Below are 19,866 nucleotides of genomic sequence, written 5' to 3' on the forward strand. Positions count from 1 at the left end.
TTAGGCCAGAAACCGCTCCACATAGGGCGCGAAGCGCTGGCGCAGGCTGTGCTCGTTCAGGCCGAACATCTCATACGACGTTTTGACGTTGCCCAGGCGTCCGCGGCGGTGGCCCGCCAGGTAGCCGGCGACGGCCTGGCGCGCCTCATCGGTGTAGGGCTCGTCGGCCAGGGCGTAGACGCGCTCGGCCACGCCGGCTTCGTCGGCCATGAAGTCGTCGAACCGGATGTCGACCGAGCGGTCCGGGCCGATGGTGTCGCGGTCGCGCACCAGCGCGCTGAGCATCTGATCGAGGCGGTCGATCCAGGAGTTGGCGATCTGTTCGACCGGCACCGGCGAGCGGTGCATGCGCGCGGAGTAGGTGATCATCGTGATCATCGACAGCGCCACCGGCACCGGGTCGCGGTGGGTGAACACGACGATGCTGTCGGGGAACACCCGATCCAGCACCGGCACCTGTTCGAGGTGCTGCGGCGACTTGAGCAGCCAGCGCCGGCCCCCGCGCAGGAACTGCATCGCCCGCAGCTGGGTGGCCAGGTATTCGTAGTGCGGCGTCTGGTCGTGGGACTGGTAGTAGTCACGCCAGTGGGGCACGTCGGCGAGAGTCTCCAGCAGCATCGTGGAGACATCGTTGGCCAGCAGCTGGATCTCCTCGTGGACGTGGTCGGTGGTCATTTCGTGCATGAGCGCGAAATGCGGCATCACCGTGTTGATCACCCCGACCGCGACGTCCATCCGGGCCCGCCGCGGATCCGGCTGCACGGCAACCTCGTTCGGCATCGGGAAGGGCTCGTTGCTTTCCCAGTACGGCATGGTGCGGAAGGTGGGTGGCGCGGCCAGCAGGTTGTGCAGGTGCGTGGTGCCGGTGCGGGGCAGCCCGGCGATCACCACGGGCGAGGTCAGTTCGATGTCGTTGATCTCGGGATGGCGCCGCAACAGGTCGGCCAGCAGTAGCCGGTTCTTCAGGATCTGCAGCAGCTGCCCGTAGAAGTTGACCGCCCCGGCGCCGTGCAGCCCGTCGATCTCGCGCAGCGCGGCGAGGAAGACGTCGAGCCGTTCGCGGTAGTCGTCGGGCCCGAAATCGTGCAGGCCGGTGTCCGCACTGGCCTGGGCGTGCAGCGCGTCGGCGTCCAACGGGCACTGCGGGGCCATAGCGCTCATCATGTCGAGGATCTGCTGACCCTCGACGCTGAATCGGGGCGTGGCCAGGTCATCGAGGGAAACGGAGCGAACGGCATCGGTCACGGCGACTTATGTTACTCTCAGTTTCGTAATGGATGGTGATTTTGGCCGGCCCCGTGATCCGCGTATCGACGCCGCGGTGTTGCGCGCGACGGTTGAACTGCTCGCCGAGTCCGGTTATCCGGGGCTGTTGGTGTCGGCCATCGCCGAGCGGGCCGGCACCAGCAAGCCCGCGATCTACCGCCGCTGGCCCAGCAAGGCGCATCTGGTGCATGAGGCGGTGTTCCCCATCGGCGCCGGCACCGCCATCCCGGATACCGGCTCGACGGCCGACGGCCTGCGCGAGATGGTGCGCCGCACAATGGTTTTCCTCACCACGCCGTCCGCCCGGGCGGCCCTGCCGGGCCTGATCGGCGAGATGGCCGCGGATCCGAGCCTGCACTCGGCTCTGCTGGAGCGCTTCGCCGGCGTCATCGGTGGCGGGCTGGGCGACTGGCTCGCGGCGGCGGCGGCGCGCGGCGACGTGCGCCCGGAGGTCACCGCCGCGGAACTGGCCGAAACCATCGCCGGCATCACGCTGGTCGCCCTGCTCACCCGCCCCACCGAGCTCGATGACGCGTGGGTCGATCGCACGACACGGTTGCTCCTGGAAGGAATCAGCGCATGACGCACGAATCGACGGTCGCGTGGCAGGATCTGTTGAAAACCCTTGGCGGCCTTGATCGCTCGTTTTTGGAGGGTGACCGCGCCGTCACCGATGACCGGCACATCGCCGACGGCTACCGCATGCTCGCCACCACGCTGGGCGTGGCGTTGGACACCTACCTGTTCCCCGAACCCGATCGGCCGCAATTCGTCGCGGTCAACACCCCGTTCCGCCGCGACCGCCGCTGGGGCGGGGACAACACCGACGCCTACTACCACATCTGCCCGGTCGACCCGGCGCGCCGCTACCGCATCAGCGGGAACAAGGGTGACAGCGTGTACTTTTCGGTCACCGCCTACAACGAGCCGACGCTCGGGGCGTGGTCGGACCGGGTGGTCGCGATCGTCCGCGACACCGACCTCGACGTCGACGCCGACGGCAACTTCGCCTTCGAATTCCCCCCGACGGCCGACGCGGCCGTGTTGATGACCCGCGACTACCAGGCCGACCCCCTGACCGGGCGCCCGGTTGTCTGGCGGATCGAGGCGCTCGACGAGCCGGCGCCGATCCGCCACGGCGACGCCGAGACGGCGGCGCGCCTGCGCGCGGTCGCGACCTGGCTGCAAACCATGTTCGCCATCGTGCCGCTGGCCGTGGGCAACCGGGTCGAAGACGCGCACGCCCTCGGGCACGAAACCGCCCACGCCGCAAATGCGTTCGCCGAGCCCTACCAGGTGCCGGACGCCAACTTCGGCTGGTCGGCGCGCGACGCCTGTTACTCGTATGGCAGTTTCGTGCTCGACGAGGACGAGGCGCTGGTGATCACGCATCGGCCGCCGGCGTGCAGGTTCTGGAACATGGTGGTGTGGAACCAGTTCATGGCCACCTACGGCGCCTCGGAGGGCCCCGACGCGCGCTGCTCGATCAACGGCCACAGCGCCGTCGCCAACAGTGACGGCTCGGTGACGATCGTGCTGTCCGGGGCGAAGACCGCGCACCCGAATTCCCTGACCACGCTCGGCTATCCGCGCGGCAACCTGGCCTTCCGGTGGTTCCTCGCCGACGGCGTGCCGCAGCGGCCGGAGGTGAAGCTCGTCAAGGCGGCCGACGCGCCGACGACGACCAGCTGAACCGCCGAGCGTGTAACGAGGGCGACAAACGCGCGGAAAACCCGCCACCAGTGCACGTTCGGCGGCCGTCAAGAATCCGAAGCCGCGCGGACCAGCTCGATGGCCCGGCCCAGCGTCTCGAGCTTGGCGTCCAGCGTGTCGCCCGCGGGATAAAGCCGCACGGTGTTCACGCCGGCGTCGCGCCACACCGCGAGGCGCGCGGCCACCATCTCCTCGGTCCCGATCAGCGTGGTCGCCAGCACCATCTCGTCGGTCACCAGCGTGGCCGCGCCGTCGCGGTCGCCGCGCTGCCAGCGCTCGCGTACCTCGGCGGCGACCTCGGACCAGCCCTGCCGGCCGTAGGCCCGGTTATAGAAGTTCGTGCTCGACGATCCCATGCCGCCGAGGCTGAACGCGAGCTCCTTCTTGCGGCCCGCGACCATGCCCCGCAACTCGACTTCGTCAGCGGCGAAGGCGACCTCGGCTCCCTGGCAGATGTCGATGTCGGCCCGGGCGCGGCCGGCGGCCGCCAGGCCGTCGTCAAGGTGGCGGAAATAGGCGTCCTCGGCGCCTTCCGGGACAAAGCTGGTGCCCAGCCACCCGTCGGCGACCCGCCCGGTCAACCGCAGCATCGCCGGTGACAGCGTGGCCAAATAGATCGGGATCGGGTGCTGCGGCCGCGTCGACAACCGCATCGGCACCGCCTCGCCGCCGGGGCGGGGAAGCTCGAATTCCTTACCGGTGTAAGAGATCTTTCCGCCCGCGAACGCCTGCCGGATGATGTCGATGGTTTCGGAGGTGCGCGCCAGCGGCCGCTCGAACGAGACGCCGTGCAGACCCTCGATCACCTGCGGGCCCGAGGCGCCCAACCCGAGCAGGAACCGCCCGTTCGACAGATTGGCGAGCGTGATCGCGGTCTGGGCGATCAGGACGGGCGAGCGGGTGCCGACCTGAATCACGCCGGATCCCAGGAGCATCCGCTCGGTGCGGGCGGCGAGGTAGCCCAGCGCCGACGGCGCGTCCGCGCCCCACGCCTCGGCCACCCAACACACATCGAGGCCCAGCTTTTCCGCCTCGACCGCGAGCGCCACCGCCTGCCCGGCGTCGTCCCCGGTACCGGAGAACTCCACCGTGGTGGCGGTCCGCATCACCGCACTCCGTGCTCGGCCAGCCGTTTGATCGAGGCCAGGGTCTTTCCGATCGCGGCCTCGAACTCCCGCATCCGCACGAACACGATCTTCTGTTCCTTGTCGGGCATCGAGTCGATCGCGGTCGACAACCCCGAACGTCCCGGCCCCATCTGCATCCAGTAGTTCAGGGCCGTGCCGCCGTCGCGGGGCGCCAGCCGGAATCGCCAAATCGAGGCCGGGTTATCGGGACCGCCGACGGCCCAGGCGAATTCGCGTGGCTCGTCGCACGCGACGATCTCAGACGTGGTGCTCCACTGCCCGAACGCCTCGTGCTCGTTGTATCCGACGAAGCGGGCGCCGACCCGCGGGCCGTCCGATCCCTCGGCCCACTCCACGGCCTGGAGCTCGTTGCTGACCGCGGGCATCAGCTCGATATCGCAGACCAGGTTCCAGACCCGCTGCGGGTCGGCGTCGATCCACGTCGAGGCCTCCACCGTCGGGGTGTCCGCGTAGCGCGCGCCGGTCCATTCCACGGACCTCATTGTCCCCCTCGTCCGGCGCAAGGCAATGCGTCGACGGCACCGAGTTACGCGGCGACCGGCTCGCGGGCGGCGGGCGCGTCGGCGCCGGCTTTGGGCCGCCAGCTGTCCGGGAAGGTCAGCCTGACGATCTTGCGGACGACGGTGCCGAACTGCCGCAGCAGCGGACCGCGGTTGTACGGGATGCCGTAGCGCTCGCAGATCTCCTGCACCTCGGGCGCGATCTCCGCGTAGCGGCGGGCCGGCATGTCCGGGAACAGGTGGTGCTCGATCTGGTGGGAGAGGTTGCCGGAGAGCAGATGAAAGAGCCGGCCGCCGGTGAGGTTCGCCGAGCCGAGCACCTGGCGGAAGTACCACATGCCGCGCGACTCGTCCCGGGTTTCCTCGACGGTGAATTCCTGTGTGCCGTCCGGGAAGTGGCCGCAGAAGATGATCATGTACGACCACACGTTGCGCATCAGGTTGGCCGTGAGGTTGCCGGTGAATACGAACGGCGCGAACGGGCCGGCCAGCAGCGGGAAGGCGACGTAGTCCTTGAGCGTCTGTCGCCGGGTCTTGCGCCAGATGGCGCGCAGCACCTCGCGCTTGTCCTCGAGGCGGATCTCGCCGGAGCGGATCCGCTCGGTTTCCAGTTCGTGCAGCGCGACGCCGTACTGGAACAGCACCATCAGCAGGAAGGCATACAGCGGGTTGCCCAGGAAGTACGGCTGCCAGCGCTGGTCCTCGCTCATCCGCAGGATCCCGTAGCCGATGTCGCGGTCCATTCCCACGATGTTGGTGTGGGTGTGGTGCATGTAGTTGTGCGAGTGCCGCCATTGATCGGCCGGGCACGCGGTGTCCCATTCGAAGGTGCGGCCGGAGATCGCCGGGTCACGCATCCAGTCGTACTGGCCGTGCATGATGTTGTGGCCGATCTCCATGTTGTCCAGGATTTTGGCGATGCCGAGCATGCCGGTGCCCAGCAGCCACGCGGGCGGCAGGAACAGCAGCACGCGCCCGCCGACCTCCAGCGCACGCTGGGTCTTGATGACGCGGCGAATGTAGTCGGCGTCCTTTTCGCCGAGGTCCGCCATCACGCGCTCTTTGATGGCGTCGAGTTCGCGGCCGAAATCCTCGGCCTGCTCGGATGTCAGGGTGATCTTGTTGGGTGTCATGGCTTTTCCTCTCAAGTCCGTTGTCTACAGCGAGACGTCCACGTCACCGACCGGAACGGACACGCAGATCTGCACGTCCTCATCGGGTGCGGTCGAGACCGCGCCGGTGACCAGGTTGCGCACGGTGCCGGCGGTTTTGCGCCGCGTGCAGGTGTGACAGATGCCCATCCGGCACCCGTTTTCCGGGGACAAGCCGGCGGATTCCGCCTGTTCCAGCAGCGGGCGTCCGTCGTCGACGATGTCAACGCCGCTGTCGGAGAACGTGACTCGCCCTCCTGACGGGTCAGCCGGTGTTTCGAAGGCCGGCGGTACGAAGCTTTCGGTGTACACGGTGTCGCAGTGCTCCCGCACGGCCTCGACCAAAGCCGGTGGGCCGCAGACGAATACCGCGTCGGGTGAGGGCATCGCGGCGGCCAGGTGTTCCGGGCCGAAGCGTCCGGCCAGGTCGCCGCCGTCGGCGCGGGTGTAACCGCGCAGCACCCGCACCGACTCCAGCGCGGCCAGCTCGTCGCGGTAGCACGCCTCGGCGGGCGTGCGGGCGTAGTGGACGAAGGCGATCTCGCCGCGATGCCCCTGGGCTACCAGGGTGCGCAGCATCGCCATCACCGGGGTGATCCCGCTTCCCCCGGAGACGAACAGGATCCGCCGGGGACGCGGCGCGGGCAGCGTGAAGTCGCCGCCGGCGCCGGCCAAACCGACCACCATGCCGGGACGGGCGTGTTCGTACAGATGGTTCGACACCAGCCCTCCCTCGTGGCGGCCGATGGTCAGCTCGAGGGTGGCGGCCCCTTCGGCGTTGGTCGGGGAATAGCAGCGGGTGTGCCGGCGCCCGTCGATCTCGACGGTCAGGTTGACGTACTGGCCGGCCCGGACGGTGTGGGTGGCCAGGAAGGTGTCGTTGGGTGTCAGGGCGAGCGTGACGCTGCGGGGTGTGGTCCGGCGCACGTCGGTCACCTTGGCGCGGGCGTCGCCCAGCGTCCATGTCGGTGCGACGAGCTCGGTGTAGCGGTCGACGCCGTGCGGACCGGTCAGCAGGTCTAGAAGCTCCGAACCCAACACGCGCTGGCGGAACGTCCTTGCGAGGACCCGGCCAGAAGCTTGAGCGTTTTGAGTGAACATATGTACACCGTGCGGCCGCAACGGCCAGGTAGTCAAGGGTTTACTGGCCCGATGTGGTAGGGTTCACACAGTGAACAGCCGTACTCCTAGCTCACGGGCGCGCGGCTCCGGACGCGAACGCTCGCGGGAAAGCCAGTCGCGCGAGGAGCGCAAGGAGGCGACGCGGCGCGCCATCATCGCCGCGGCGCTCAAGCTCTTGCAGGACCGCAGCTTTTCCAGCCTGAGCCTGCGGGAGGTGACCCGCGAGGTCGGGATCGTGCCGGCGGCGTTTTACCGCCACTTCGAATCGATGGAGGCGCTCGGCCTGGTCCTGATCGACGAGTCGTTTCGCAGCCTGCGTGACACCTTGCGCGACGCCCGCGCCGGCAAGCTCGACCCGAACCGGGTCATCGAGTCGTCCGTCGAGATCCTGGTCGCCAGCGTGGCCGACCGGCGCGAGCACTGGAGGCTGATCGGTCGCGAGCGCAACAGCGGCCTGTCCGTGCTGCGCTACGCCATTCGCACCGAGATCCGGCTGATCACCTCCGAGCTGGCCACCGACCTGGCGCGTTTCCCCGGTTTGAACAAGTGGACCACCGAGGATCTCAACGTGCTGGCGACCCTGTTCGTCAACGCCATGATCGTCATCGCGGAGGCCATCGAGGATTCGCAGAGCGCCGAGGCGACCGAGGACATCCGCCGGCTCGCGGTCAAGCAGTTGCGGATGATCGCGACCGGCATCGCCGGGTGGCAGAGCACTCCCTGATTCACATTGGCTGCAGTAAACGGGCGAGCACTGACTCACTCGTCGACCACGTCGTAGAGCGAATCGCCGTCTTCCGGGGTGCCGTCGATCTGGCCGCGATGCGCGCGCCGCGGCCCGTCGTCCACGGGCTCGATGTCATCGGGCACATCGGGCTCCTCGGCGGCCAGTCGCTCGTCGAGGGATTCGCCCTCTCGTTCTTCTCTCGCCGTCACACCGAAGCGATTGGCCTCGCTCCAGCCCACGGGGGGATCGACGACGATGTCACCGTCGTCGTTGCGCAGTTCGTCGGAGTCGGTTCCTTCGCTCGCGTTCAGGGTGTCGCCCGGTCCGCCCTCCTCGGGAAAGTCGGCGGGATCGACCAGATCGTCGGCTTGGGGGTTCTCGCTCATGCCAAAACGGTTGCCCGCCGGATTGGGTGACTAAACGGCCCGCGGCGCCCGCCACATCGCCCACATCGTCGGGCCGCCGTCCGGCAGCACGATCTCGCGGGTGACGGTGAAGCCGAAACGCTCGTAGTACGGGACGTTTTCGAATTTGGTCGATTCGAGGTAGGCCGGACAGTATTCGGCGTCGCAGCGGTCCAGCCGCGACCTCATCAGGGCTTGACCGAATCCCTGGCCACGGACCGCCGGGTCGCTGCCGATGACCGCCAGATACCAGTGCGGTTCCTCGGGGTGCACGCTCTTCATCAATTCCTGGACCGCACGGCCGCGCATCGAGCGCAGACCGAACACCCGCAGGAACGTGGGCGTCATCGCCAGCTGCGCACCGGGCGTCTCCTGCCACTGGCCGGGCGGATCCCACAACGCCGCAGCGCCGATGCCCGAATCCTCGGTGGCCACCTCCACGCCGCCACGGCCGAGATGATGGTGGCGGGTCATCGTCGCGAACAGCCGGGCCAGGCCCGCGGTGCGCTTGTTCTGGTCGGGCATCAGCCAGACCATCACCGGGTCGTCGTAGAACGCGCGGGCCAGCGTGCGCGACAGCTCGCGGACGTCGGCCTTGAGCGCCGGGCGGACGTGCGGGGTCATCCACGTCACGCTAGTGGGTGTTGAGGTGATGCGGCGCGGGTATGCCGACCCGGGTGACCGGCATGTCGCGGCGAGCGTTCGGGCGGGTGGCCGCCGGCGCGGGCATGCTCGGGTCCGTCGGGCTGTCGGACGGCTGCACGACGCGGGGCACCGACCACGCCACGTCCGCCGGTCCGCCACCGCCGTCGGGCAAGGGCGTGGGGTTCGTGCTGTCCCACGAGCAGTTCCGCACCGACCGGCTGGTGGCGCAGGCGCAGGCGGCCGAAGAGGCCGGCTTCCACCACGTGTGGGCCAGCGACCACATTCAGCCCTGGCAGGACAACCAGGGCCATTCGATGTTCCCGTGGCTCACGCTGGCGCTGGTCGGCAGCGCCACCAGCCGGATCTCGTTCGGCACCGGGGTGACCTGCCCGACCTACCGCTACCACCCCGCCACGGTCGCCCAGGCCTTCGCCTCGCTGGCAATCCTCAACCCGGGCAGGGTGTTCCTGGGCGTCGGCACCGGTGAACGGCTCAACGAACAGGCCACCACCAACGCCTACGGCGACTACGCGGAGCGCCATGACCGGCTGGTCGAGGCGATCGACCTGATCCGCCGGTTGTGGAGCGGATCGCGAATCTCCTTCTCGGGGAGATACTTTCAGACGAACTCGTTGAAGCTTTACGACGTGCCGGCCACCCCGCCGCCGATCTTCGTGGCGGCCGGCGGCCCGAAGAGCGCGAAACTGGCCGGGCAGCACGGGGACGGCTGGATCACCCAGGCCCACGATGTGATGGACCCAAAACTGTTGGCGGCCTTCGGTTCCGGAGCGCAGGCCGCCGGGCGGGATGTCGCCACGTTGGGTAAACGCGCCGAACTGTTCGCGGTCGTCGGCGGCAATGCCGAGGCGGCCCGCGCCGCTACGCTGTGGCGTTTCACGGCCGGCGCCGTCGACCAGCCCAATCCCGTCGAGATCCAGCGCGCGGCCGAGTCCAACCCCGTCGACAAGGTGTTGGCCGGCTGGACCGTCGGCGCCGACGCGGCCCCGCACATCAGCGCCGTGCAGCGGGTGCTCGACGCCGGGGCCGTCCCCTTCCTGCACTTTCCCCAAGACGACCCCATCACCGCGATCGACTTCTACCGCACCGATGTCCTGCCGAAGTTGCGCTGAGCGAACTTCGGGCACCCGTCGTTTCGAAGCTGTTTCGAAGCCCCGGGCCCGGGTATCCGCACCCAACTTCGAGGGACAGCCCAATTGGAAGGCAAAGCATGGACGCAATCACTTTTCTCCGTCAGGACCACAAGAGCGTGCTCGGTCTGTTGGAGACGCTCGACGGCGCGCCGTCGGGCCCCGGCGCGCAGGCGAGCGGCCTGGAAACCATGGTGAACAACCTCATCATCGCCGAATCGCAGCACGAAGCGATTGAGGAGCAATTCTTTTGGCCGGCGGTGCGCGACGCGATGGGCGATGGACTCGTCGACAAGGCGATCGAGCAGGAGCAGGCCGGCAAGAAGCTGCTGCAGCGGCTCGAGGACGGTAAGCCGGGCGAGCCGGACTACCACGAGGCGTTGCAGGAATTCGTCGCGGCGGGCCGCGACCACATCGCCTACGAACAGAATGAGGTGTGGCCCCAAGTCGAAACGGTGCTCAGCCGTGAGGAGTTGGAAAAGATCGGCGAAAAGCTGGAAGCGGCAAAGAAGATCGCTCCGACGCGACCGCACCCGGACACGCCGCCGAACCCGGCCGTGCTCAAGACGATGGGGATGGGCGCGGCGATCGTCGACCACGTCCGCGACGCGGTGACCGGCCGCGGCAAGGACAATCCGCCGGATCCGCAGATGCACTGACCCGGCAACGACGATGGCCGGGCGTCTTGATCGGACGCCCGGCCATCTCGTCTCCAATTAGCCTGTGGGAACGTGCTGTTCGTGCGTGAACGGTTTCTCGGCGTTGACGGCCGGCGAGCCCTGCGGGTTCTCCTTGGCGCCGGTGTTCTTGCGCGTGGCGCCGCCCAGCCACTGCTGCTCGGGCTTTTCCACGTACTCCCATTCCGTGCCCTCGGGCCAGGGGCCCTGTCCTTGGTTCCACGGACCGCGAACGGACTCGCCGCCCCCGTTGGACATGTTGAACGCCACGTTCTGGAACCGCGGGTCGCCGGGCAGCTGTCCCGGCGGGAAGTTCACCGGAAGCTCGTTGAGCGCTGCCGTGAACTGCTGATAGTGCGCGACCTCGCGCGTCATGAGGAACGTCAGCGTGTCCTGGACGCCGGGGTCGTCGGTGAACTGCTTGAGGTATTCGTAGACGATCTTGGCGCGCGATTCCGCCGCGACGTTGTTGCGCAGATCGACGGTCGGGTCGCCGTTGGCGTCGATGTAGGCGCCGGTCCAGTTGTTTCCGCCGGAGTCCTTGACGTCCGGTCCACCGCCGCTGAGCACCAGGAACAGCGGGTTGACCGCGACCGAGTGGATGAGGCCGTCCCGGCCGCCGCCGTTCGCCGTCACCGCCGGCATCCAGTCGCATTTCTCGTTGGCGATCTTGAGGTTGTCGTTGAGCCCGTCGAGCAACATGGTGATCATCGACCCGACCATTTCGAGGTGGCTGAGCTCCTCGGTCGCGATATCCATGAACAAGTCATACATTTTCGGGTTCTTCTGGCGAAGCACGAAAGCCTGGGTGAAGTACTGCAGCGCCGCGGTGAGTTCACCGTTGGCGCCGCCGAACTGGTCCATCAGCAGCGACGCGAATCGAGGGTCGGGCCGGTCGACCCGTACCTCGAATTGAAGATCTTTGTTGTGCACAAACACTGGGGCCTCCCTGGGGGATCGAGATGGGGCTGGTCGACGCCGGATACCCGGGGCCTATGACGCCAAACTCGGGGCATCGCAACTTCCCATCGGTCGGCCGTCCGGCCGGGGCCGCTGATCGCCGGGGTTACGCGTCGGGGATCCATCGTGGAGAATGCGCCCCTATGGAGTCTTTGGACCCAATTTCGAAGCACGAGTTGGCCGTGCGCATTGCCGAGCTCGCCCGCGAGATCGCCACCCCACGTTCGCTGGACGACGTCTTCGCCGACGTGACCACCGCCGCGGTTGAGCTGATACCGGCCGCGGACATCGCGGGGGTGCTGCTGCTCAAGGCGGGTGGGGAGTTCGAATCGGTCGCCGACACCGACAGCCTGGTCGCGAAGCTCGACAAGCTGCAGCACGACTTCGGTGAGGGTCCCTGTCACGACGCCGCCCTGAATGAAACGATCGTGCGCAGCGACGACCTGCGCGACGAGCCACGCTGGCCCAAGTACGCGCCGGCGGCGGTCGAACACGGGGTGCTGAGCAGCCTGTCGTTCAAGCTGTACACCGCCGAGCGCACCGCCGGCGCCCTGAACCTGTTCAGCTTCCGGCCCAACGTGTGGGATACCGAGGCCGAGACCATCGGAACCGTGTTCGCCGCGCACGCCGCGTCGGCGATCATGGCCGGGCGCCACGGACGGCAGATGCAATCGGCCCTGTCGTCGCGCGACCGCATCGGGCAGGCCAAGGGCATCATCATGGAGCGCTACGGCGTGGACGACGTGCGTGCCTTCGAGTTGCTGCGCCGGCTGTCGCAGGAGAGTCAGACCAAGCTCATCGACATCGCCCAGCGCGTGATCGACACCCGCGGCGAGGATTGATCCGCGGCCGCGCGACACCCGAACGTGGACTTGTTGCGCGAAGAGGCCGCGTTTCGCCGCAACAGGTCGACGTTCGACGCGGCGTTTTCAGGCGTCGACGCGGCGTTTTCAGGCGACGAAGCGGACGACGCTCTCGGCCACGCACGCCGGCTTGGCCGACCCTTCGATCTCGACGGTGGTCGAGATGGTCGCCTGCACGGCGCCGTTGCCCACGTCGTCGACGCTGACCAACGAACTCTGCGCGCGCACCCGCGAGCCGACCGGGACCGGCGCGGGGAAGCGAACCTTGTTGAGGCCGTAGTTGATTGCGAGCTTGATGCCGTTGACGGTGTAGATCTGGTGCTGCAGTCGCGGCAACAGCGCCAGGGTCATGAAACCGTGGGCGATGGTCGTGCCGAACGGCCCGGACGCGGCCCGCTCCGGGTCGACATGGATCCACTGGTGATCGCCGGTCGCGTCGGCGAACAGGTTGACGTCTTCCTGTGTGATGGTGGCCCAGTCACTGTGGCCCAGCTCCTCGCCCGCGGCGGCGGCCAGGTCGGCGACTGATTCGAAGGTGCGCATTGGGTGTTCTCCTTGGTTTCGGCTGCTAACAATAACGGTGGGCCGCACGGTTAACACCGAGCCCTCGCGGGTGGCAGCCGGTGGACGGACGAACCCATCTCGAGCCATCCCGACCAATTCAATGCGGCCCTGCTCGACTTCCTGCGCGGTAGCGCCCGGGCGCCGAACGCCGCGCCGCCCCCGTTTCGCCTGAGCCGTCGGGGGAATTCGGGAGGTGGACGTTGCCGCGCCAGGAAAGGAACCGCCATGCCAGACCGCAAGGGCCACAAAGCCGAGGAAGACGTGGAACCCGACACCCACCAAGCTCGGTCCCGCGCCGCCGCGGGTGAGGACGACGGCTCGTACGTGGGCGCCGCGGGCTCCGATGACTCGTTCGACGCCGGCGAATCGGGCGCCGAGGCCCGCAGCGAGCGCGGCTGACGGTTACCCGAGTGCGCCGATCGCCGCTTGCAGCCTGGTGGTGGCCTGGTCCGCGACCTCCTGCAGCGCCCCGGCTTCGCCGGTCACCTTGACCATGAGCTGGGGATCCATGGCCTCGACCAAGACCGCGTCGCCGGCGGGGTCGGAGCGCACCACCACGTTGCACGGCAACAATTGGCCGATTTGGCGGTAAGCGTTCAGCGCCCGGTGCGCCAGCGCCGGGTTGCAGGCGCCCAGGATGAGATAGTCCTCCATCTCCTCGCCGAGCTTTTGCTTGAGCGTGGCCTTGACGTCGATCGTGGACAGCACGCCGAAACCCTGGTCGGCCAGCGCTCTCGTGGTGCGCTCCACCGCGTCCTCGAACGAGGTGTGCAGCGTGGTGCTCAATCCCGGTGTCATGTGATTCCTCCTCTTTCAGCCGTGGACTACCCAGAATTTCGCCCACAATGGGTCGGTGAGGCTGCTGCTGATCGCCGATACCCACATCCCCAAACGCGCCCGCGACCTGCCCGCGCAGGTGTGGGATGAGGTCGCCCAGGCCGACGTCGTCATCCACGCCGGCGACTGGATCTCGCCGGAGTTCCTCGATCGCCTCGAAAGCGCCGCGACACGCCTGGTCGGGTGCTGGGGAAACAACGACGGCCCGGCGTTGCGGGCCCGGCTCCCCGAGCGGGCGGACGTGACCCTGGCGGGCGTCCGGTTCACGGTCACCCACGAGACCGGCGCCGCGGCGGGCCGCGACGCGCGTATGTCACGGCTGTACCCGGACAGCCAGGTGCTGGTGTTCGGGCACAGCCACATCCCCTGGGACAGCACTACCGAGACCGGGTTGCGCCTGCTCAATCCGGGGTCGCCGACGGATCGGCGCCGCCAGCCGTTTTGCACGTACATGACCGTCGACGTCGACGACGGCGCCGTGACCGGCGTCGCGCTGCATCGCCTGCCCAGGTAGCGGGTACTTACCGTACGCGGAGCTTCCCCACCTAAATAGCTCGGCTACAGAGGTATCATGGCGGAAGTGAAGACACGCACCGACGTCGCAACCGACCTGTTCGGCGTGGTCGGCCGCTTCCGGCGGCAACTACGCCGGTCGGCCGGCCGGGCGTTCGATTCGTCGCGGCTCTCCGAATCGCAGTCCGAACTGCTGTGGCTGGTCGGCCGGCGTCCGGGAATCTCGGTCAGCGCCGCCGCGGCCGAACTCGGGCTGGTGCCCAATACCGCCTCGACCCTGGTCACCAGGTTGGTCTCCGACGGGCTGCTGCTCCGCACCGCCGGGGACACCGATCGCCGGGTGTGCCAGCTTCGGCTCGCCGAGCCCGCCCAGCAGATCCTCGACGCGTCCCGGGCCGCCCGGCGCGACCTGCTGTCCGAGCTGCTCGACGAACTCGACGCCGACGAAATCGAGTCCTTGGCAAAGGGATTGGAGGTCCTCGACACGATGACCCGCATGCTTCAGGAGCGAAGATCATGAGCGCGACGCTGCCGATGGCGATCGACGCCCGGCATCTGACCTACCGCTACGGCCAGTTCACCGCCGTCGACGACGTGACATTGCAGGTCCGGCCCGGCGAAACCATGGGCCTGTTGGGCCCCAACGGCGCCGGGAAGACGACCATGGTCCGGATGCTGACCACGCTGGCCCCGGTGCAGCAGGGCGAGCTCCACATTTTCGGGATGGACGCGCGCCGCCAAACCACCGACATCAGAAGCAACATCGGCTATGTGCCGCAACAGCTTTCGATCGAGCCCGCGCTGACGGGCCGGCAGAACGTGGAGTGGTTCGCGCGGTTGTACGGTGTGCCGCGCGCCGAGCGCTCCGATCGCGTCGATCAGGCGCTGGTCGCCATGGACCTGCTGAGCGTGGCCGACCGGATGGCGTCGGCCTACTCCGGCGGCATGGTCCGCCGCCTCGAGGTGGCGCAGGCGCTGGTCAACCGTCCGTCGCTGCTGGTGTTGGACGAGCCGACCGTAGGGCTGGATCCCATTGCGCGCGACGGCGTGTGGTCGCAGGTGCGAAAGATGCAGGCGCAGTTCGGCATGACGGTGCTACTGACGACGCACTACATGGAAGAGGCCGACGCGCTGTGCGACCGGGTGGCGCTGATGCACCACGGCGCGTTGCGGGCCGTCGGCGCACCCGACGCGTTGAAGGCCCGGCTGTCCAACGGGTCGCCGGGCGCCACGCTCGAGGATGTGTTCCGCCATTACGCGGCAACGGGTTTGGACGAGGAGGCGGCGTCGACGGAGGAACCCGGCTCCATCCGGGAAATCCGTTCCAGCAGAAAGGTGGCGCGCCGTGTCGGTTGATGGCGCCGCGGCGGCGACACTGATTCGCGCGCCGCGGGGATGGCAGCGGGTCGGCGCGCTGACCGGCCGCATCGGAGCATTCGCGATCGTCGAACTGCAGAAGCTGCAACACGACCGGACCGAACTCGTCACCCGGATGGTGCAGCCCGCGCTGTGGCTGCTGATTTTCGGTACCACCTTCAGCCACCTACACGTCATCGCGACCGGATCGGTGTCGTATCTGGCCTTCCTGGCACCCGGGATCATCGCCCAGTCGGCGTTGTTCATCTCCATTTTCTATGGGATACAAATCATTTGGGATCGCGACGCCGGTGTACTCGCCAAGCTCATGGTGACGCCGGCGCCGGCGTCGGCGCTGATCACCGGCAAGGCGTTCGCGGCCGGGGTGCGTTCGGTGGCCCAGGTCGTCGGTGTGATGGCGCTGGCGTACCTGATGGGTGTCGGCCTGACGATCAATCCCCTGCGGATCGCGGCGGCGATGGGGGTCGTCATGCTCGGCGCCGCGTTCTTCGCGTGCCTGTCGATGACGCTGGCCGGCTTGGTGCGCAACCGCGATCGCCTGATGGGCATCGGACAGGCGATCACCATGCCGCTGTTCTTCGCCTCCAACGCGCTGTACCCGGTCGACGTGATGCCGGCGTGGTTGCGCGCGCTGAGCAAGGTCAATCCCCTCAGCTACGAGGTCGACGCGCTGCGGGCGCTGCTGATCGGAACCCCGTTCAACCCGGTCGGCATCGTCGTGCTGGTGGTGGCGGCGGTGCTCGGAATCACCACGGCGTCAACGCTTTTGCGCCGATTGGTCGCCTAGAGCGCCACCGGCGGTGCTAGCGCGCCCGCCATCACGGCGCAAGGGCCGGCGCGGTTCCGAGAGCCGATCGTGACCCGAACGTGACGATGTCTGGCCGACTCGCAATCGTTAGCTAACCGCGATCTGTCGCTGCGGCCGCGACAACCGAATTCGGCGCTCGCCCTGTGTTTCACTCCCCGAGAACAGATTCCACCGCATGGTGCGGCAGATGAAAGTTGGGATGGGTAGAGAGCTATGTCGTTCATCGAAAAGGTGCGAAAGTTGCGTGGCGCGGGGGCGAACATGCCGCGCCGACTGGCGATCGCTGCCGTGGGGGCCTCCCTGCTGTCCGGTCTCGTCGCCGCCACCGGAGGCTTCCCCACCGCGAGCGCCTTCTCCAAGCCGGGGCTCCCGGTGGAATACCTCGAGGTTCCGTCGCCGTCGATGGGCCGCAACATCAAGGTCCAGTTTCAGCCCGGCGGCGCGCACGCCGTGTACCTGCTGGACGGCCTGCGCGCGCAGGACGACTACAACGGCTGGGACATCAACACCCCCGCCTTCGAGGAGTTCTACCAGTCCGGGCTGTCGGTGATCATGCCGGTCGGCGGCCAGTCGAGCTTTTACAGCAACTGGTACCAGCCGTCGTCGGGCAACGGGCAGAACTACACCTACAAGTGGGAGACCTTCCTGACCCAGGAAATGCCGCTGTGGATGCAGGCGAACAAGCAGATCTCCCCGGCGGGCAACGCCGCGGTGGGGCTGTCGATGTCGGGCGGCTCGGCGCTGATCCTGGCCGCGTACTACCCGCAGCAGTTCCCCTACGCCGCCGCCCTGTCCGGCTTCCTGAACCCGTCCGAGGGGTGGTGGCCCACCCTGATCGGTCTGGCGATGAATGACGCGGGCGGCTACAACGCCAACAGCATGTGGGGCCCGTCCACCGACCCGGCGTGGAAGCGCAACGACCCGATGGTCCAGATTCCGCGGCTGGTCGCCAACAACACCCGCATCTGGGTCTACTGCGGTAACGGCACTCCCAGCGACCTGGGCGGCGACAACATGCCGGCCAAGTTCCTGGAGGGCCTGACGCTGCGCACCAACGAGCAGTTCCAGAACAACTATGCGGCCGCGGGCGGGCGCAACGGGGTGTTCAACTTCCCGGCCAACGGGACGCACTCGTGGCCCTACTGGAACCAGCAGTTGATGGCCATGAAGCCCGACATGCAGCAGGTGCTGCTGGCCAGCAACACCACCGCGCAACCCGCGCAACCGGCACAGCCGGCGCAACCCGCGCAGCCGGCGACCTAAATCCCGGCAAGCCAGCATCGGCAGTAGCGCACCGGTCAGCGCTACTGCCGATGCTCTTTTTCACCCGCGTCGAGCAGGGCGCGCCGATCGGAGTGGAAGTAGGTGTAGCCGGTGGTCAGCGCGCACACGACCGTGGCCACCACCAGCATCCACGTCCCGTTGACGAACAGGCTGATGAACCCGCCCACGGTTGCGCCCACCACGAAGCTGGCGAACAGCAGGAAATAACCCAGCCATTCGGCCGCCGTCCCACCGGCGAGGTGGCGTTCGATGCCCTGGCCCATCTTGACCAGCGTCCCGGTCACGTAGCTGAGCGAGACCGACACCTCGCCGTCCTTGACGAACGATGTGTTGAGGGCCCCAATGCCGAAGGCCACCAACATGATCGGTGCGAAATCGAGCAGATTCTCTTCCCAGCCCTCATCGATGACGTCCACCATGGTGGCCGCCAGCAGGCTGAACGTCGTCAGCACCGTCGGCCCATGCGGGTGCGCCACCCAGAAATGCCGCCGGCACACCGAGGCGATCACCACGCCTGAGACGAAGCAAACGATCAACACGCCCGCCGTCACCGACAGCAACACGTCGCCGCGGAAATACCCGAGCATGGCCCGCTGGGCGTTCCCGGTCATGAAGGTCACGAAGTAGCCGGCGGAATGGGTGAAGGCGGTCGCTCCCAGGATCCCCGCCAGCACCGCCAGCACCCAGGACAACCGCGACTCACTGTTATTGATCTCGTTCGGCACACGCACATGGTTCCAGACGGCGGCGGCGCGTGCAGCGCACGCCGCTTGCCGACGGGCGACTGCGCCCGGCTACGCCGCGCTTGCGATCGCCACTCAGACGGCGGTCAGGCGGGCGATGGAACGCAACGGGATCGGCAGCCAGCCGGGCCGGTGCCGGGCCTCGTAGCCGGCTTCGTAGACGGCCTTGTCCAGTTCGTAGGCGGCCAGCAGCTGCGCCGAATCGCGGGGGTCAATCCCGGAGGCGGCCGCGTAGCCGTCGCAGAACGCGGTGCGGTTGCGTTCGACCCACTCGCGGGCCCGGGCCGCCAACTGCTTGTCATCGGCCTGGTCCACCAGCGGCCCGTAGGCGGCGTATTCGAATGACCGCAGGACGCCGGCCACGTCGCGCAGCGGCGAATCGGGCGCGCGGCGTTCCTCGAGCGGCTGCCCCGGCTCACCCTCGAAGTCGATGAGCAACCAGCTCTCCGGCGTGCGCAGCACCTGCCCCAGGTGCAGATCGCCATGGACGCGCTGCACGGTGATCGTCTCGGCGACCAGCTTGCGGAACCGCTCGTCGATGGTCGCGGCGAACTCCTCGAGCTCGGGCACCAGGGCCACGGTCGACGACAGCCGCGCCAGCACGTTCTCCACCGGGAAGACCGCCTGCGCGGTGCCGAGGGTCTCGGCCAGGGTGGCATGCACCGACGCCACGGCCTCGCCGAGGCGGAAGGACTCGCCGGCGAAGTCGCCGCCGACCTCGTACGCGTAGAGATCGGCCTCGGCGAACAGGTCGCGAACGCTGGCGCTGGCCATCGCCCAGCCTTCCGCGGCGTTGGCGGCGAACTCGGTCACCATGCCCAGCGGCCACGTCTCGTCGCCCGGACCCGTCATCTCGTAGGTGCCCAGCAGCCGGGCGACGTGCGGGTTGCCCGCGCGGCCCAGCACGCGGTTGAGCTCGATGTCGGGGTTGATGCCGCCGCTGACGCGGCGGAACACCTTGAAGATCGCGTCGCGGTCGAAGATGACGCTCGTGTTGGACTGCTCGGCGTCGGACACGTGCGCCATCGCCTCCAGCGGCAGCTCGGCGTCGGGCTCCTTGGCGAATCTCACCTCGACGCCCGACGCGCCGCGCGCGGCCGACGAGTCGATGAGCGACAGCAAAAACTGCGGCGCGTCGGCGTCGTACATCGCGTCGAAGCCGGTCCGGTCGTCGGCGGCGCCGATGGTGGCGACGTTGCTGTACTCGACGACCGGGGCGGAATCCCACCTCACGATCACCTGGTAGCGGTCCCGGGAACCGTCGGCGTAGGAGGCGTCGACGAGCACCAAGTCGAGATCGTCGCGCAGCGCCACGACGACGCTCGGCTCGGCGCTGGACAGTTCGCGGTTGCGCCCGGCGTACCAACGCTGCTGTGGAAGCCACTCGGACCAGGGCAATTTCTCCGGGGAAGTCAT

General features: G+C 68.0%; 24 protein-coding genes. 12 read left to right on the plus strand and 12 right to left on the minus strand.

The window, feature by feature from the left end; translation table 11 throughout:
* On the minus strand, positions 1–1,245 hold the full coding sequence (locus OCQ_RS24785; RefSeq protein ID WP_014386067.1) for a sulfotransferase family protein: 1,245 nt from the start codon (positions 1,243–1,245) through the stop codon (positions 1–3).
* A 28-nt stretch (positions 1,246–1,273) separates the two neighbouring features.
* Here OCQ_RS24785 and OCQ_RS24790 point away from each other — a divergent pair, with 28 nt between their 5' ends.
* On the plus strand, positions 1,274–1,849 hold the full coding sequence (locus OCQ_RS24790) for a TetR/AcrR family transcriptional regulator (RefSeq protein WP_009956660.1): 576 nt from the start codon (positions 1,274–1,276) through the stop codon (positions 1,847–1,849).
* Positions 1,846–2,958, plus strand: coding sequence for a DUF1214 domain-containing protein (locus OCQ_RS24795; protein WP_009956661.1), 1,113 nt, complete (start codon positions 1,846–1,848; stop codon positions 2,956–2,958). Before OCQ_RS24790 ends, OCQ_RS24795 begins: the two co-directional genes overlap by 4 nt.
* A 68-nt stretch (positions 2,959–3,026) precedes the next feature.
* On the opposite strand, the gene OCQ_RS24800 is transcribed toward OCQ_RS24795, so the two are convergent.
* From OCQ_RS24800 to OCQ_RS24815, 4 genes are read right to left on the minus strand one after another with little or no spacing between them, the layout of a single operon-like run.
* Positions 3,027–4,085 carry an LLM class flavin-dependent oxidoreductase gene (locus tag OCQ_RS24800; protein ID WP_009956663.1) on the minus strand — a complete coding sequence of 353 codons (1,059 nt, stop codon included), beginning with the start codon at positions 4,083–4,085 and terminating at the stop codon, positions 3,027–3,029.
* Entirely contained in the window at positions 4,085–4,609 is a 525-nt protein-coding gene (locus OCQ_RS24805; RefSeq protein ID WP_020188393.1) for an SRPBCC family protein, read from the minus strand. The genes OCQ_RS24800 and OCQ_RS24805 overlap by 1 nt, the downstream gene beginning before the upstream one ends.
* Positions 4,610–4,653: 44 nt before the next feature.
* On the minus strand, positions 4,654–5,760 hold the full coding sequence (locus OCQ_RS24810) for a fatty acid desaturase family protein (protein WP_014386069.1): 1,107 nt from the start codon (positions 5,758–5,760) through the stop codon (positions 4,654–4,656).
* A 24-nt stretch (positions 5,761–5,784) separates the two neighbouring features.
* Positions 5,785–6,879, minus strand: coding sequence for a ferredoxin reductase (locus OCQ_RS24815; RefSeq protein WP_041785309.1), 1,095 nt, complete (start codon positions 6,877–6,879; stop codon positions 5,785–5,787).
* 70 nt (positions 6,880–6,949) lie between these two features.
* Here OCQ_RS24815 and OCQ_RS24820 point away from each other — a divergent pair, with 70 nt between their 5' ends.
* Complete coding sequence (locus OCQ_RS24820; protein ID WP_008262100.1) at positions 6,950–7,624, plus strand: TetR family transcriptional regulator; 675 nt, start codon at positions 6,950–6,952, stop codon at positions 7,622–7,624.
* Between the two features lie 35 nt (positions 7,625–7,659).
* On the opposite strand, the gene OCQ_RS24825 is transcribed toward OCQ_RS24820, so the two are convergent.
* Both OCQ_RS24825 and OCQ_RS24830 read right to left on the minus strand, forming a co-directional pair.
* Complete coding sequence (locus OCQ_RS24825) at positions 7,660–8,013, minus strand: hypothetical protein (RefSeq protein WP_014386071.1); 354 nt, start codon at positions 8,011–8,013, stop codon at positions 7,660–7,662.
* A 30-nt stretch (positions 8,014–8,043) separates the two neighbouring features.
* Positions 8,044–8,655 (minus strand): GNAT family N-acetyltransferase, encoded by a 612-nt coding sequence (locus OCQ_RS24830; protein WP_041785839.1) that lies wholly within the window; start codon positions 8,653–8,655, stop codon positions 8,044–8,046.
* Between the two features lie 53 nt (positions 8,656–8,708).
* Here OCQ_RS24830 and OCQ_RS24835 point away from each other — a divergent pair, with 53 nt between their 5' ends.
* Together OCQ_RS24835 and OCQ_RS24840 are read left to right on the plus strand one after the other, a co-directional pair.
* Positions 8,709–9,806: a F420-dependent hydroxymycolic acid dehydrogenase gene (locus OCQ_RS24835; protein WP_139826556.1), complete on the plus strand. Its 1,098-nt coding sequence runs from the start codon at positions 8,709–8,711 to the stop codon at positions 9,804–9,806.
* Positions 9,807–9,904: 98 nt separating this feature from the next.
* Positions 9,905–10,483, plus strand: coding sequence for a hemerythrin domain-containing protein (locus OCQ_RS24840; RefSeq protein ID WP_009956674.1), 579 nt, complete (start codon positions 9,905–9,907; stop codon positions 10,481–10,483).
* Positions 10,484–10,540: 57 nt separating this feature from the next.
* Here the strand turns inward: OCQ_RS24840 and OCQ_RS24845 are convergent, their stop codons facing one another.
* Entirely contained in the window at positions 10,541–11,440 is a 900-nt protein-coding gene (locus tag OCQ_RS24845) for a manganese catalase family protein (protein WP_009956675.1), read from the minus strand.
* Between the two features lie 164 nt (positions 11,441–11,604).
* Between OCQ_RS24845 and OCQ_RS24850 the strand changes: the two genes are divergently transcribed.
* Positions 11,605–12,303, plus strand: a complete 699-nt coding sequence (locus OCQ_RS24850) for a GAF and ANTAR domain-containing protein (RefSeq protein ID WP_041785312.1) — start codon at positions 11,605–11,607, stop codon at positions 12,301–12,303.
* A 108-nt stretch (positions 12,304–12,411) separates the two neighbouring features.
* Here the strand turns inward: OCQ_RS24850 and OCQ_RS24855 are convergent, their stop codons facing one another.
* Positions 12,412–12,867: a MaoC family dehydratase gene (locus tag OCQ_RS24855; RefSeq protein WP_008262120.1), complete on the minus strand. Its 456-nt coding sequence runs from the start codon at positions 12,865–12,867 to the stop codon at positions 12,412–12,414.
* Between the two features lie 246 nt (positions 12,868–13,113).
* On the opposite strand from OCQ_RS24855, the gene OCQ_RS26840 reads away from it, so the two are divergent.
* On the plus strand, positions 13,114–13,287 hold the full coding sequence (locus OCQ_RS26840) for a hypothetical protein (RefSeq protein WP_008262122.1): 174 nt from the start codon (positions 13,114–13,116) through the stop codon (positions 13,285–13,287).
* Positions 13,288–13,290: 3 nt separating this feature from the next.
* On the opposite strand, the gene OCQ_RS24860 is transcribed toward OCQ_RS26840, so the two are convergent.
* Positions 13,291–13,686 carry a DUF302 domain-containing protein gene (locus OCQ_RS24860; RefSeq protein ID WP_008262125.1) on the minus strand — a complete coding sequence of 132 codons (396 nt, stop codon included), beginning with the start codon at positions 13,684–13,686 and terminating at the stop codon, positions 13,291–13,293.
* 55 nt (positions 13,687–13,741) lie between these two features.
* On the opposite strand from OCQ_RS24860, the gene OCQ_RS24865 reads away from it, so the two are divergent.
* From OCQ_RS24865 to ag85C, 5 genes are all read left to right on the plus strand, one after another.
* On the plus strand, positions 13,742–14,239 hold the full coding sequence (locus OCQ_RS24865) for a metallophosphoesterase family protein (protein ID WP_014386074.1): 498 nt from the start codon (positions 13,742–13,744) through the stop codon (positions 14,237–14,239).
* A gap of 57 nt (positions 14,240–14,296) precedes the next feature.
* Positions 14,297–14,758, plus strand: coding sequence for a MarR family winged helix-turn-helix transcriptional regulator (locus tag OCQ_RS24870; protein ID WP_008262134.1), 462 nt, complete (start codon positions 14,297–14,299; stop codon positions 14,756–14,758).
* Positions 14,755–15,594 carry an ATP-binding cassette domain-containing protein gene (locus OCQ_RS24875; protein ID WP_014386075.1) on the plus strand — a complete coding sequence of 280 codons (840 nt, stop codon included), beginning with the start codon at positions 14,755–14,757 and terminating at the stop codon, positions 15,592–15,594. The genes OCQ_RS24870 and OCQ_RS24875 overlap by 4 nt, the downstream gene beginning before the upstream one ends.
* On the plus strand, positions 15,584–16,402 hold the full coding sequence (locus OCQ_RS24880) for an ABC transporter permease (RefSeq protein WP_014386076.1): 819 nt from the start codon (positions 15,584–15,586) through the stop codon (positions 16,400–16,402). The genes OCQ_RS24875 and OCQ_RS24880 overlap by 11 nt, the downstream gene beginning before the upstream one ends.
* A gap of 234 nt (positions 16,403–16,636) precedes the next feature.
* On the plus strand, positions 16,637–17,686 hold the full coding sequence (gene ag85C, locus OCQ_RS24885; RefSeq protein WP_008262140.1) for a diacylglycerol acyltransferase/mycolyltransferase Ag85C: 1,050 nt from the start codon (positions 16,637–16,639) through the stop codon (positions 17,684–17,686).
* Positions 17,687–17,727: 41 nt separating this feature from the next.
* Here ag85C and OCQ_RS24890 read toward each other — a convergent pair whose 3' ends face one another.
* On the minus strand, positions 17,728–18,432 hold the full coding sequence (locus OCQ_RS24890) for a YoaK family protein (protein WP_008262142.1): 705 nt from the start codon (positions 18,430–18,432) through the stop codon (positions 17,728–17,730).
* A 93-nt stretch (positions 18,433–18,525) separates the two neighbouring features.
* Positions 18,526–19,866: a maltokinase N-terminal cap-like domain-containing protein gene (locus OCQ_RS24895; protein WP_008262144.1), complete on the minus strand. Its 1,341-nt coding sequence runs from the start codon at positions 19,864–19,866 to the stop codon at positions 18,526–18,528.

Origin of the sequence: Mycobacterium paraintracellulare, from assembly GCF_000276825.1 — a bacterium.
Classification (GTDB): domain Bacteria; phylum Actinomycetota; class Actinomycetes; order Mycobacteriales; family Mycobacteriaceae; genus Mycobacterium; species Mycobacterium intracellulare.